The 13,819-nt window shown below is 64.9% G+C and carries 12 protein-coding genes; 1 reads left to right on the forward strand and 11 read right to left on the reverse strand.

Features of this window, described 5'->3' with window-relative positions; translation table 11 throughout:
- Window positions 1-6: 6 nt before the first annotated feature.
- From NCS00_RS19300 to NCS00_RS19330, 7 genes are all read right to left on the reverse strand, one after another.
- The gene (locus NCS00_RS19300) at window positions 7-990 is read right to left on the reverse strand and encodes a chemotaxis response regulator protein-glutamate methylesterase (RefSeq protein ID WP_175979552.1); all 984 of its coding nucleotides are present in this window, start codon (window positions 988-990) and stop codon (window positions 7-9) included.
- Complete coding sequence (locus NCS00_RS19305) at window positions 987-3,212, reverse strand: hybrid sensor histidine kinase/response regulator (protein WP_250440747.1); 2,226 nt, start codon at window positions 3,210-3,212, stop codon at window positions 987-989. The genes NCS00_RS19300 and NCS00_RS19305 overlap by 4 nt, the downstream gene beginning before the upstream one ends.
- On the reverse strand, window positions 3,209-3,904 hold the full coding sequence (locus tag NCS00_RS19310) for a chemotaxis protein CheW (protein WP_250440748.1): 696 nt from the start codon (window positions 3,902-3,904) through the stop codon (window positions 3,209-3,211). The genes NCS00_RS19305 and NCS00_RS19310 overlap by 4 nt, the downstream gene beginning before the upstream one ends.
- The gene (locus tag NCS00_RS19315; protein ID WP_250440749.1) at window positions 3,901-5,193 is read right to left on the reverse strand and encodes a CheR family methyltransferase; all 1,293 of its coding nucleotides are present in this window, start codon (window positions 5,191-5,193) and stop codon (window positions 3,901-3,903) included. Before NCS00_RS19315 ends, NCS00_RS19310 begins: the two co-directional genes overlap by 4 nt.
- Window positions 5,190-5,660, reverse strand: coding sequence for a chemotaxis protein CheW (locus NCS00_RS19320; RefSeq protein ID WP_008352785.1), 471 nt, complete (start codon window positions 5,658-5,660; stop codon window positions 5,190-5,192). Before NCS00_RS19320 ends, NCS00_RS19315 begins: the two co-directional genes overlap by 4 nt.
- Window positions 5,661-5,672: 12 nt before the next feature.
- Window positions 5,673-7,313 carry a methyl-accepting chemotaxis protein gene (locus tag NCS00_RS19325; RefSeq protein WP_250440750.1) on the reverse strand — a complete coding sequence of 547 codons (1,641 nt, stop codon included), beginning with the start codon at window positions 7,311-7,313 and terminating at the stop codon, window positions 5,673-5,675.
- Window positions 7,314-7,408: 95 nt separating this feature from the next.
- Window positions 7,409-8,584, reverse strand: a complete 1,176-nt coding sequence (locus tag NCS00_RS19330) for an MBL fold metallo-hydrolase (RefSeq protein WP_250440751.1) — start codon at window positions 8,582-8,584, stop codon at window positions 7,409-7,411.
- Window positions 8,585-8,914: 330 nt separating this feature from the next.
- On the opposite strand from NCS00_RS19330, the gene NCS00_RS19335 reads away from it, so the two are divergent.
- On the forward strand, window positions 8,915-9,184 hold the full coding sequence (locus NCS00_RS19335; protein ID WP_008352782.1) for a hypothetical protein: 270 nt from the start codon (window positions 8,915-8,917) through the stop codon (window positions 9,182-9,184).
- A 27-nt stretch (window positions 9,185-9,211) separates the two neighbouring features.
- Here NCS00_RS19335 and xylB read toward each other — a convergent pair whose 3' ends face one another.
- From xylB to NCS00_RS19355, 4 genes are all read right to left on the reverse strand, one after another.
- Window positions 9,212-9,979, reverse strand: coding sequence for a D-xylose 1-dehydrogenase (gene xylB, locus NCS00_RS19340; protein ID WP_250440752.1), 768 nt, complete (start codon window positions 9,977-9,979; stop codon window positions 9,212-9,214).
- 10 nt (window positions 9,980-9,989) lie between these two features.
- On the reverse strand, window positions 9,990-11,774 hold the full coding sequence (locus NCS00_RS19345) for an IlvD/Edd family dehydratase (RefSeq protein ID WP_250440753.1): 1,785 nt from the start codon (window positions 11,772-11,774) through the stop codon (window positions 9,990-9,992).
- A 104-nt stretch (window positions 11,775-11,878) separates the two neighbouring features.
- A complete protein-coding gene (locus NCS00_RS19350; protein WP_008352776.1) occupies window positions 11,879-12,919 on the reverse strand; it encodes a LacI family DNA-binding transcriptional regulator in 1,041 nt (346 codons plus the stop codon).
- Between the two features lie 13 nt (window positions 12,920-12,932).
- Window positions 12,933-13,819: SEN1982 family lipoprotein (locus NCS00_RS19355; RefSeq protein ID WP_250440754.1), on the reverse strand; the 887-nt coding region annotated here is incomplete at its 5' end.

Below are 13,819 nucleotides of genomic sequence, written 5' to 3' on the forward strand. Positions count from 1 at the left end.
CTGAGCTCAGTCGAACGCCTTGGCGATCGCATCCGCGATGCGCGGCAGCGGCAGTATCGACGCCGCCGCGTTGAGCGCGGCCGCCGCCTTCGGCATGCCGTACACCGCGCTCGTCGCCTCGTCCTGCGCAATGGTGTGATAACCCTTCGCGCGCATCGCCTTCAGTCCGATCGCGCCATCGCGGCCCATGCCGGTCAGCAGCACGCCGACCGCGCGTCCGGTCCAGCGCTCGGTCACGCTCTGAAAGAACACGTCGACGGACGGGCGATACGGCAATTGCTCCGGATGCGCGGTGTAGCCTAGGCGCGTGGCGTCGGCGAAATGCAGATGATCGTTGGTCGCGGCGAGCAGCACTTCGCCGGGCGCGGGCCTGTCGCCTTCACGCGCGATACGCACGGGCAGCGCCGATTGCGCATCGAGCCATTGCGCCATGCCTTCGGCGAACGCCCGATCGACGTGCTGCACGATGACGAGCGCCGCCGCGAAATGCTTCGGCAACGCGCCGAGCAGTGTCGCGAGCGCGGACGGTCCGCCCGCCGATGCGCCTATCGCGACGAGACGATCGCCGCTCTTCATGGCGGGCAAAACGCTCGACGATGCGAGCCGCGCGCCGATCTGATCGATCTTCGCGATCAGCGCCGCCGCACCGCGACGCGCATCGGCGCCGGCGAGCGCGGGCGTATCGACGGCATCGAGCGCGCCCGCGCCCATCGCTTCATAGACGCGCCATGCGTTCGCGCCGACATCGACCGTGACGACGAGAATCGCGCACGGCGAACGCGCCATGATGGTCCGCGACGCCTGCACGCCATCGACATTCGGCATCACGAGATCCATCAGCACGACATCGGGCGTGTGCGCCGCGCAATAGTCGATCGCCTGCTGGCCGTCGTGCGCGATCCACGCGATGTCGAAGTCGGGCCGCGACGCGAGCGCGCGACGCAACGCTTCCACCGCCAGCGCAACATCGTTGACGATGCCGATCTTCATGTCTTCGCCTCGCCGATGAGATCGCGCACGGCATCGATCAACGCCTGATCGTGAAAGCTGCCTTTCGCGAGGTAATAGTCCGCGCCCGCGTCGAGGCCGCGCTGACGATCTTCCGCGCGATCCTTGTACGACACGATCATCACCGGCAGGGCGGCGAGTTGCGCATCGCGCTTGACGAGCGTGACGAGCTCGATGCCATCGAGCCGCGGCATGTCGATATCGGTGATGACGAGATCGAAGTCCGCGCCGCGCACCGCGTTCCAGCCGTCCATGCCATCGACCGCGACGGACACGTCGTAGCCGCGCGACGCGAGCAGCTTGCGTTCGAGTTCGCGCACGGTGAGCGAATCGTCGACGACGAGCACGCGCTTCGCGCTCGCCACGCGTGCACGCGAAGCGCCGGCACCGACGCGCCCGAGCTCGCCGCTGCCGACGAGCTTCTCGACCGAACGCAGCCAGTCGTCGAGATCGGCGATGAGCAGCGGATCGCCGTTCTCCATCAGCGCGCCCGCCGCGATGTTGCGCACCTTGCCGAGGCGCTTGTCGAGCGGTTGCACCACGAGCATCCGCTCGCCGAGAAAGCGATCGACGACGATGCCGTAACTCGCCGCGCCTTGTCCGATGACGACGACGTTGAGCCTTTCGCTCGCGGCTTCGAACGCGGCGGTTTCGAGAATCTGATGCGCGGTGACGAGGCCGATGCGCTTGCCGTCGAAGGAAAAATGCTGCTGGCCTTCGAGCATGTCGATGGCGCTCGCGGGCAGCACCAGCGTGCGCGCGACATGCGCGAGCGGCAGTCCGTAGGGCTCGCCCGCCACTTCGACGATCAGGCTGCGGATCACCGACAACGTCAGCGGCAATTGCAGCGCGATGCGCGTGCCCACATGCGTTTCCTGCGTCACGCGCACGCTGCCGCGCACTTGCCGCACGATGTCCTGCACCGCATCGAGGCCGACGCCGCGGCCGGGTACATCGGTGACGGCATCGCGCATCGAAAAGCCGGGCAGCAAGAGAAACTCGAGCAGTTCCGCTTCGGTGAGGCGCGCGGCTGTATCTTCGCTCGCGAGACGCTTGCGCACGACCGCGCGGCGAAGCGCATCGAGATCGACGCCCGCGCCGTCGTCGGACACGCTGATGAAAAGCGAGCCCGCGCTATGGCGCGCTTCGAGCGTGATCGTGCCGGTTTCGGGCTTGCCGAGCGCGCGGCGCAATGAGGGCGGCTCGATGCCGTGATCGACCGCGTTGCGCAACAGATGCCCGAGCGGCGCGTCGAGCAGATCGAGAATGTCGCGATCGACCTGCGTCGATTCGCCCGCGATGACGAGATGCACGTCGCGACCGAGTCCGCGCGCGACATCGCGCACCATGCGCGCGAAGCCGCCCGTTGCATCGACGAAGGGACGCATGCGGCACGCGAGCGCTTCGTCGTAGATCTGCTGCGCGAGATGCGTCGAACGCCGGTCGTAGTTTTCCAGTTCAGCCAGACGCTCGCTCAACTGACGATGCGCTTCCGCCGTCAAACGACGCGCTTCGTCGAGCGCGGCGTGTGTGCGTGCATCGAGTTGCGCGGCGTTCGAATCGGTCAGCGATTCGTGCAGGCGTTCGAGCGCGCGGCTCGCATCGTGCTGCACGCGCTTCACGCGCAGCATCGATTGCGAAAACGGCTTCAGCCAGCGCGATTCGACGAGCGATTCGCCCGAATGACTCAGCAGGCGATCGAGCGTGTCCGCGCGCATGCGCAACATGCGAGCTTCGTTCGTGCGCGATGGTGCCGGAATTGGCTCGGACGGTTTCGTCGGTGTAAGTTCGCCTTGGGATGTTGCGCCTTCCATATGCGCGCTGAGGCCATCCACGAACGCATCGACTTCGCGTTCGAGCGCGGTCTGTGCATCGATATCGCGCGCCTCGCCGATCTGCACGATCAGATCGACACCGCGCAACAGCATGTCGATGTAACCCGCATCGAGCACGATGCGCCCTTCCTGCGCTGCGACGAAACAATCTTCCATCACATGCGCGAGCGTCACGCCGACCGGCACGCCAACGACACGCGCGGCGCCCTTCAGCGAATGCGCGGCGCGCATGCTCGCTTCGAGCGTGACGGGATCGCGCGGCGCACGTTCGAGCGCGATGAGGCCATCGGAAAGAATCTGCGCCTGCCCGCGCGCTTCTTCCTGAAAGAGGTCGAGCAGCGACGAACCTCCCGCATCGATGCTCGTCATGTGAGACTCCGGCTCAGGCTGTCGATGAGTCGATCGGCGTCGAGCAGGCCGACGGTCGCGTGCCTGAACGCGGCCACCGCATGCGCGTTCGACGACAGGCGCTGGGCGAGCGTCGCGGGCACCGGCTGAAGCTGCGCCTGCGTGAAGCGATGCACGCCGTCGACGGCATCGACGGGAAAAGCGATCGGAGCTTCGTGATCGCCATTGCCGCACTGCATGACGATGAGACGCCCGAGTTCGCGGGCATCGAGCGATACCTTTTTTGCAGCGCTTTCGTCCGCTTCGATGCCGAACAGCCGCGCCAGCGAAGCGCACACGATCAATCTGCCGCGCACGTTCACGACGCCCAGCACCGCGCGATTGCGCCGATGCGGCAGCGAATGCACCGGGCGCAATTGCGCCACTTGCGCGCAGAGGTTCGTCGGCAAGCCGAGCCATTCGCCGCCGATGCGAAACACGAGACATGAGAGCGTATCGGTTTGCTTGTCGCCTCGTTCGACGACCGCCGAAGCGACGATCGACGTACGCGCTTCCACGCGATCCAGCACGCGCGCTGCGGCTTCATCATGAACCGGGCAATTGCGGCAATGCACGTAGCGTTCGAGCTTCGGGCATGATGCATCGCCGCGCACGCCGATGCGGTTCCAGCAATCCTCGATATCGTTCGTGACGCCGATGTCGCGTGCGTTCATCGCGCGCGCTCCGTGACGCGTTGCGCACGCGCGAGCAGCAGACGCGCGCCGCTTTCATCGCCGTCGAGCGAGAGACACGCGGCGAGATGCGTGAGCGCCTCGCGATGCGCGGGATCGAGATACAACGCACGACGATAATGCCCGCGCGATGCCTGATGCTCGCCACGCGCATCGGCGATCACGCCAAGCAGATAGTACGCATCCGCGTTCGACGGATGCGCGTCGAGATACGCGTGCGCGGCATTCGCAGCGGTGTCGAGCTGGCCGGCATCGGCGAGTTGACGCGCGTGCGCAAGACTTGCCGGCGGCGCGGGTTCGGCGTGCGGCTTCGCAACCGGCATCGCACGAACGACGGTCGGCGCACTCGCCCATGCGGGCAACACGAACGCGGGCTTCATCGGCTTCGCGATGATCTGCGGACTCGGCCATGCACCATCGAACACGTTCGCGCGCTCGCGCTCGGGCCGATTGAACGCGAAGGCGAGCGGAATGTTCGCGGAACTCATGCCCTCGCGCATCAGAAGACCCGTCTCCGCCGGACCGACGAACAGCGTGCCGCCTTCTGCGAGCAAGCCATCGAGCACGCGCAGAACGGCGCGCTGCGTATCGCGATCGAAATAGATCAGCACGTTGCGGCACAGAATGAAATCGAAGCGCTCGAACGCATGCGTATCGAGTTGCAGCAGATTCGCTTGCGAGAAGCGCACGCTCTGTGCGACGGCGGGATCGAGCTGCCAGCCGCCATCGGTCGCGCGGAAATGACGATCGCGAAAACCGAGCGCGCGTCCGCGAAACGCGTTGCGCCCGTAATGCGCGCGGCCCGCAATGGCGAGCGCGCGTTCGCTCACGTCGATCGCGTCGATGGTGAAGCGCTCCGCAGCGATGCCCGCTTCGATCAGCGCCATCGCGACGGTATAGGCTTCCTCGCCGGTCGAGCACGGCGCGCTCAGCACGCGCAGCGGCTTCGCGGGCCGTTCATGCAGACGCACGCGCGCAAGTCGCGCGAGGGCGGCGAACGCTTCGGGATCGCGGAAGAACCACGTCTCCGGCACGACCACCGCTTCGATCAACTCCTGCATGCGCGCGCCGTCCTGCATCACCGCGCGATAGTAATCGTCGAGCGTGCCGCCTTGCTCGTCGCGCCACAGGTGGAAGCGTTCGCGCACCGCGCGCGATACGGCGTTCGCGCCGATCGATTCGGCATCGAGGCCGATCGTGCGATGCAACAGCTCGATGAAGCGGCCGACGCCGAATGCTTCGTCCGCGAAGGCGCTCGGCAGCGCGCTCATGCTTCGCTCCCGGCGAAGAGCAGCGTCTGCACGTCATCGGGCAACAGATGCTCGATGCGAACCCATTGCAGCAGGCCTCGCTCGTCACGCGCGAGCGGACCGAGATAGCGCGCGTGCGGCGTGTCGATGCCCGCATCGGTGAACGAAGCGGCATCGAAGGTGACGGTGCGCGTCGCCTGTTCGAGCAGAAGACCGAGCCGATGATGCTTTATCGCGCCGTCGTCGCCGCAACGCGGATACGCGACGAGCGCGAGCCGCGTCGACACTCTCTCGTGCGAGGCACGCGCGAGCGCGAGCGCCGCGAGATCGATGACGGGCACGTTGGCGCCTTCGCAGTCGAGCACGCCCGCGACCCATGCGGGCGCGCCCGGCAGCGTCTTCAGCGGCGCGAGCGGCAGCATGCGCTCGACCTGCGCGCTGTCGAGAAGATAGCGGTCGGCGTCGAGCGTGAACTGGACGAAGAGCATCGCGGCGCGCCTTTAAGCGGCGATTCTGAAGCGCGACACACCCGTGCGCAGACCGTTCGCGACGTGCGTGAGATCGTCGATTGCCTGCGACGACTGGCGCAGCGACTCGGCCGTCTGTTGCGCGGCCTCGGAGAGTTGCGAGAGCGCCTGCGAAATCTGGTCCGCGCCGGTCGCCTGCGTCTGCATGCCTTCGTTGATCATCGAGAAGCGCGGCGCGAGCGTCTGCACCTGATGGATGATCTGCGAAAGCTGTCCGCCTACCTGCTGCACGTCGAGCATGCCGCGGCGCACTTCCTCCGAGAACTTGTCCATGCCCATCACGCCCGCCGCGACCGCCGATTGAATCTCCTTCACCATCTGCTCGATGTCGAACGTCGCGACCGCCGTCTGATCGGCGAGGCGGCGGATTTCCGTCGCGACCACCGCGAAGCCGCGCCCGTACTCGCCCGCCTTTTCCGCTTCGATCGCCGCGTTCAACGAAAGCAGATTGGTTTGATCCGCAACTTTCGTGATGGTCGCGACGACCTGATTGATGTTGCCCGCCTTCTCGTTGAGGATCGCGAGCTTGCCGTTCACCGAGCCTGCCGCTTGCATCACGAGGCGCATGGTTTCCTCCATGCGCGTAAGCCCCGCCTGACCGGTGCCCGCGAGCGCCGCCGATTGCTCCGCCACGCCCGAGACTTCGTTCATCGTGCGGACGAGATCGCGCGCGGTCGCGAAAATTTCCCGCGACGTCGCGCCGATTTCCGTCGTCGTCGCGGCCGTTTCGCTCGCCGTGGCCTGCTGCTCGCGCGCGGTCGCGGCGATCTCCGATACCGACGTCGTCACCTGCACGGCCGATTTCTGCGCCTGGCCGACGAGGCCCGTGAGTTCATCGGTCATGCGGTTGAAGCCCGCCTCCAGCGTGCCGAACTCGTCGCGGCGCGCGAGCGCGAGGCGCTGCGTGAGATCGCCGGTACGCATCTTGTCGACGACGTCGACCATGCGCAGCATCGGCACCGTCAGCGCCTTCATCAGCATGAAGCCGAGCACCGCCGCCGCCCCGATCGTCACGACCATGATGACGATGAGCGTCGTTTCCGATTTCTGCACCGAGCCGCGAATGCTTTGCACCGATTTCGCGTTGAAGACTTCGTTATGCTCGACGAGCGCGCGCGTCGCGGCCTGACCCGCTTCCCACGCCGGCGTGAGACGCGTATTGAAGGTCGCGACGGCCGCGTCCTTCGCACTCGCGAGCTCTCGCAGCGTCTGATCCTGTACCGGAAGGTAGAGGTCGCGCTGGCGCTTGAATTCGTTGAAGAGGCGACGGTCGTCTTCTTCGAAGATGGTCGGCGCGTACGTTTCCAGCAGCTTGTCGATGCTCGCCCGCGTTTCGGCGAGATGCTGCGTGTCGCGGCGTATCTGCTCTTCGTCGCGGTCGATGAAGACGAGCCGCTGCGTCAGCGTGTAGTTCTCGATCCAGGCCGCGCGCAGGTCGTTGGAGACCGAGAAGCCGATCATCGAATCGTCTTCGAGGCTCTTTGCTTCGCGATCGATTCCGCCGAGCAGCGTGTATGACAATGCGGCCATGACGAGCATCAGGGTAAGGATGATGCCGAAGCTCGCCAGAATGCGATGCCGGATGGACAGTTGCTTCACGCGTTTGAGCCCCATAACTGGAAAAGGACGACCGCGCGCCGCGCGAGAAACGCGAGGCGTCGCAGATGCAGATGTATTTCCGCGCGTGAAAGACGCGCTGCCACACCGTGTTAACGGCCGATTGTGGCTGCGCTTGAATCCGGTGTGTCGAGATGAATCATTTCACCGTGTTTCAGCACGGTGAACGCGTCCGCGGGCAGGCCGGCGCGGCGCACGGCTTCGGCCAGACGGCGCGGCGGCTCGTCGAGCGGTTCGTCGGTCAGCTCGAACGAACCCCAGTGAATGCCGATCGCCTTTTTCGCATGCGCGTCCTGGAAGATGCGCACGGCTTCTTCGGGATCGACGTGCTGCGCCTGCATGAACCAGCGCGGATCGTACGCGCCGATCGGAATGAGCGCGAGATCGAAGCCGCCGAAACGCGCGGCGATATCGCGGAAGTCCGGCGAGTAGCCCGTATCGCCCGCGAAGTAAAACGAATACGGACGCGCCGCGCCTGCCGGCGTTTTCACCACCCAGCCGCCCCACAGCGTTTCCGCGCGGTCGAATGGCGTGCGCGCGGACCAGTGCTGGCTCGGCACGAACCAGATATCGAGGCCGGCCGCGTGCGTTTCGTCGCTCCAATCGAGCTCTTCCACATTCGTTATGCCGATATCGTTCATCCACTGTTCGATGCCGAGCGGCACGAGAAAGCGCGGCGGCCCGCCCGCCTGACGGTTGAGCGCTTCGACGCTCGGCTTGTCGAGGTGATCGTAGTGATTGTGCGAGATCAGTACGATGTCGATATGCGGCAGCTCGTCGAGCGTAAGGCCGGGCGGCGTCTTGCGCTTCGGGCCGATGAACGAGAACGGCGACGCGCGTTCCGAGAACACCGGATCGGTGAGGATGTTCACGCCGTCGATCTGCACGAGCGCGCTTGCATGACCGATCCAGGTGAGCGTGTCGGTGGTGCGGTTGGCCTTGAGCCACGCGATGTCGGGATGCGCCATCGGAAAGTGATAGCCGTTTGCCGGCGGCTTCGGCAAGCCTTGCTTGAAGCGCTCCCAGCGCCACTTCAGGAACGATTCGCGCGGCAAGGTTCCATAGTTGTTCTGGTAGCCCGACGAAGTGCGTTTTGCGTGATGCAGCGGCTGCGGCTCGTGCGATGCAGCTTCCTGGCTGCGCGCCGGCGTGCCTGACGCGCAACCCGCGAGCAACGCGAGCGCGCACAACGCCACATGAGGACGTCGCGCGAACACATCGGAGCAAAAAGCGAAGAAGACATGCATGTTTTGACGCAGTGCGCGCATCGCGGGCAGTCGATTGTACGGAATGCATGGAGAGCACGCTGTGCGCGCTCTGGTCCGATCATCGGAAAATTGCGTTGCGCCTCGTCCCGCAAGGCCGGGCTAGATAATTCATCGCTAGAAGCCGGAGTCGGCCCGCTTCTTGCGTTCAACTGCCCCAGCGCCGAAACAAGGCGTTTTCGAAATCCAATCGCGGCGCGTGCTGCTTTTTCGATGCGGACATCGCATCCCAGCACGCAGCAGGCCGGTGCCAGAGACGGGGGCGTCATGAGTGGCAGTCAAAGAAGAAACGCAACAAACACGTTCAACCCGCAATTGCATACGATGCACGCCATGCTGGTGTCCCGCGCGGCATCGCATATCGCGAGCGCGATGCGGCCCGAAGGCCGCGACGAAGCGCTCGCGGAGGGCATTACTGAAGTCATCGCCCATTGTGGAAACGCGGGGCTCGGCCTCTTTCTCGCTGCGGTCTGGCATTGGCTCGATGAACGCGACTACCACGATGCCGCCGACGCCGTGCAGCACTACATCGAAAGCGGCACGATGCCGACGGTCAAGCCAACGCCGAAAGTGGTGCGGCGTCGCGACGTGCGCGTGACGTAGCCATCAGGTAACGCATCGGGCGACGCGTCAGGTGCCGAACCATCCGGCATCGACGTAATAGTCGCGCGCGGTGCAGCGCGCCGCATCGTCGGATGCGAGGAACAGCACCATGCGCGCGATGTGTTCCGGGTCGATCCGCTCATGCAGACATTGCTGCGCAAGCAGCTGCGCCTCGCTCTTCGGCGACTGCCACAACTTCATCTGGCGCGGCGTACGCACCGCGCCGGGAATCACCGTGTTCACGCGAATGCCATGCTCGCCGAGTTCGCGCGCAAGGCCGCGCGTGAGCCCTTCGATCGCGGCCTTCGCGGTCATGTAAAGCGTGAGATCGGGCAGCGCGAGATGCCATGAGATCGAGCCCATGTTCACGATCGCGCCTTGCTTCTGCGCGCGCATGCGCTTCGCGGCCGCCTGCGCGCAGAAGAACTGATGCCGCAGATTCACGGCCATGCGCTCGTCCCAGTACGCAGCGCTCACATCGTCCCAATGATGGCGGTCGTCGCTCGCGGCATTGTTGATCAGCACGTCGATGGAACCGGCTTCGCTCGCAATGGCATCGAAGGCTTGCTCGATCGCGCCGGCATCGCGCAAATCGCAACGAAGGAACTTCGGCGCATGCTGCTCGCTCGCGAGCGTCTGTTCGAGTTGACGCGAATCGGCCTCGGCGACATCGATGAAAAACACGCGCGCGCCCTGCTTCGCGAACGCCTCGACGATCGCCGCGCCGATGCCGCTGCCGCCGCCCGTCACGACAACACGCTTGCCCCCAAGACTCGGATAGATGGCGTAGGACATGGCGGCTCGCTCAATGTGAATGACGCGGATTGCCGCGCGTTTCGATGACCTTCAGATACAGCGTCGCGGGTTCGAGGCATCCGCCCGTCGACAACTGTCCGACCGTCTGCCGATACAACTCCTGCCACGGCGTCTGCGCAACCGGCGCGGCGAACGACGATTGCGCGCGACGGCTTTCGAGTTCGGCTTCGTCGAGCAGCACGTTCACGCTGCGGGCGTTCAGATCGACGCGAATCCGGTCGTTCGTGCGCAGCATCGCAAGACCGCCGCCGATTGCCGCTTCCGGCGACATGTTCAGAATCGACGGACTCGCGGACGTGCCGCTTTGCCGGCCGTCGCCCATGCAGGGCAGCGAATCGATGCCGCGCTTGATGAGCTCGGCGGGCGGCGCCATGTTCACGACCTCCGCACTGCCGGGATACGCAACGGTGCCGCAGCCGCGAATCACGAGAATGCAGTGCTCGTCGATCTCGAGCGACGGATCGTTGATGCGCGCGTGGTAATCCTCGGGACCGTCGAAGACGATCGCGCGCGCTTCGAACGTGTTCTCCGCGCCGGGCTCGCTCAGATAGGTCTTTCTGAACGCATCGCCGACGACCGACATCTTCATGATGGCGCTTTCGAAGAAATTGCCCGACAGGACCATGAAACCCGCGCCGTGTTTCAGCGGATCGTCCGCCGTGCGGATGACCTCGTTGTCGGCGGCGGGCGCATCGCTCGCGATCTCGCCGATCGTGCGGCCCGACACCGTCAGACAATCGCGCGCGATGAGTCCGGCCTCGTCGAGTTGCCTAAGGACCGCAGGCACTCCGCCCGAGCGATGAAAACTCTCGCCGAGATACTCACCCGCGGGCATGCAGTTCACGATGAGCGGCACTTGCTCGCCGTGGCGCTGCCAGTCGTCGAGACTCAGTTCGATGCCCATGTGCCGCGCGATCGCGATCAAGTGCGGCGGGCAATTCGTCGATGCACCCAACGCGGATGCAACGACGATCGCGTTAATGAACGCCTCGCGCGTCATGATCTTCGACGGCCTCAACTCTTCACGCACCATGTCGACGATGCGCTTGCCCGTGGCATACGCCATCTGTCCGCGCTCGCGATACGCGGCGGGAATGCTCGCGCACGTCGGCAAGGACATGCCGAGTGCTTCGGCGAGACTGTTCATCGAGAGCGCGGTGCCCATCGTGTTGCAATGTCCGATCGACGGCGACGATGCGGTCGTCAGGCGCATGAAGCCTTCGTAATCGATCTCGCCCGCCGCGAGCAGATTGCGCGCGTGCCAGATCACCGTGCCCGAACCGACCCGCTTGCCTTCGTACCAGCCATCGAGCATCGGACCGCCCGAGAGGACGATCGCGGGCATGTCGACGGTGGCGGCCGCCATCAGACATGCGGGCGTGGTCTTGTCGCATCCGGTGGTGAGCACGACGCCATCGAGCGGAAAGCCGTGCAGGATTTCGACGAGACCGAGATATGCGAGATTGCGATCCAGCGCGGCGGTCGGACGCCTGCTCTGCTCCGCGAGCGGATGCACGGGGAACTCCATCGGGATGCCGCCGGCATCGCGAATGCCCGCCTTCGTGCGCGCGGCCAGTTCGATGTGATGGCGGTTGCAGGGCGCGAGATCGCTGCCGGTCTGCGCAATGCCGATGATCGGGCGGCCCGATTGCAATTCCTCGCGCGTCAGGCCGTAATTCATGAAGCGCTCGACGTATAGCGCGGTCATGTCGGCGTGCGAGGGATCGTCGAACCACTCCTGGCTGCGCAGGCGCTTGGGATTCTGTTGGGGCATGAGGTGTCTCTCCATCATTCACAGTCGTTCGACGCTGTGTTCATAGTGGTGTTACCGGTAACATCGCGATCAATGTTAGCACGCAATCGCGTTACTGCTTCGGCTTAAGCGCTTTCGCGCGCTATCACGGAATAGGCCACGCGCACGCGCTTGGCCGGCGGTGCAGCAACGCCCTGATCGCGCGCTTCGAGCGCCGCGAGCAAGGTCTCTCCGGTGCGCAGGCCGATGCCGTATGCGTCGACGGAAACCGTCGTGATCGATGGCGTGCAGCATGCGGCAACCTCGAAATTGCCGAAGCCCGCGACGGCGATATCGTCCGGTACGGTGAGGCCGCGCCGGTGACATTCCATTATCGCGCCGAACGCGGACATGTCGCTCACGCACATCACGGCCTGCGTGTCGGGCCATGCTTCGAGCAGTGCGGCCATCGCCGGGCCGCCGTGACTCATCGTGATGGGCGAATCGCCGAGACGGATGATGCGTCGATCGTCGAGGCCGAGCGCCTTCATCTGCGCACGAAAGCCTTTCAGACGATCGAGACCGCGACGGTCGAGCTCGCTCGCCCCGCCCAGGAAGCCGATGCGTTGGTAGCCTGCGTCCGCCAGATACCGCACCATTGCGCGCGCGGCGCTGACGTTGGAAAAACCGACGGCGGCATCGATCGGATCGGAAGGCGAATCCCACATCTCCACGACAGGAATGCCCGAGCGGCGCAACAGCGTGCGCGTCGCTTCGGTGTGACGCGAGCCCGTCAACGCGATGCAGCGCGGCTGATGACGCAGCATCGAGCGCACGAGCCGTTCCTCGCGATCCAGATGGTAGTCCGTGTCGCCGATCAGCAATTGCAGGCCGTGCGGTTCGAGCGACGCGGAAAGACCGCGCACCGTGTCGGAGAAATTCGAGCTCGCAAGCGACGGCACCAGCACGGCAACGAATTCCGAACGGCCGGACGACAACGCGCCGGCAGCGGCATCGGCGACGTAGCCGAGTTCGTCGATAGCTTGCTGCACGCGTTCGCGCGTCGCCAACGCAACGCTATGTCCGGCGAGCACGCGCGATACGGTCATCTTCGACACGCCGGCGAGACGCGCGACGTCGGACATGCGCGGCGGGCCGGCGGAAGGATCGAAGTCTTGCTCGGACATGCGGCGATGGTCCTCAGTCGACGCGGACCCAGCCGTCTTCACGCTGTTCCAGGATGACATGCAGCTTCGTCTCGCCTGCTTCGCGGTCTGAGGCGGTTACCTCCGGGAAAGCGCGCTTGATGTCGCGATCGTCGGCCCACGGAGCCACGCTCTCCAGCTTGTAGGTGTAGGTAACGTCGGAACGGTGAGCGGTGGGATCGGGCTCGGTCCAGCTCACGACCTTGTCCAGCTTGACGTGCGCGTAACAAAGCATCCAGGCGCGCGGATCGCTCGTCGCGTTTGGATCGCCGGCGGGCCGGTTGGTTTCGACCGCGTACTTTTGCCCTTCGCCCGTAAGGCTGTACGCGAGGCCGTTCTGTTTGGCGTTGGCGTTCGCGGATGTCGGGGCCGCTCGCGCGATGAGCCCGCTCTTTTCGAGCGCAGCGAGCTGTTCGCGCAGCGCGGCAGCCGAATATTCGTTGAGGTCCCGAATGCTATAGGCCGATGGGAACGCGTAGGGGCCGCGGCCGCTGCGATTCAGGCATAGCAAGCCGCGATTCGTTTTCATGTCGGCGGAAATCGCTTCGCCGAGGCTGGACTCGCTTGCATCGTTCTTCTTGCCGCACGCCGCAAAAAGCAGCGTCGCGCTGACGGCGGCAATCAACAGGCTCGTTCTCATATGCGCTCCGGGATGGGTCGGCATGATGGGTACAACCTTTCGATGCCATTCTACCGACTGAAGCAGCGCATCGGAGTTGGAACGGCACCGGAACAGACTTCGTTGATGCAAATGCCGCGCTTCAAACGCAAAAACCCCACCTTTTGGGGTGGGGTTTTTGTTTGAAGCATGAGGAGCCTGACGATTACCTACTTTCACACGGGTATCCGCACTATCATCGGCGTGGAGTCGTTTCACGGTCC

This window comes from Caballeronia sp. AZ1_KS37 (genome assembly GCF_023631165.1).
Lineage (GTDB): Bacteria > Pseudomonadota > Gammaproteobacteria > Burkholderiales > Burkholderiaceae > Caballeronia > Caballeronia zhejiangensis.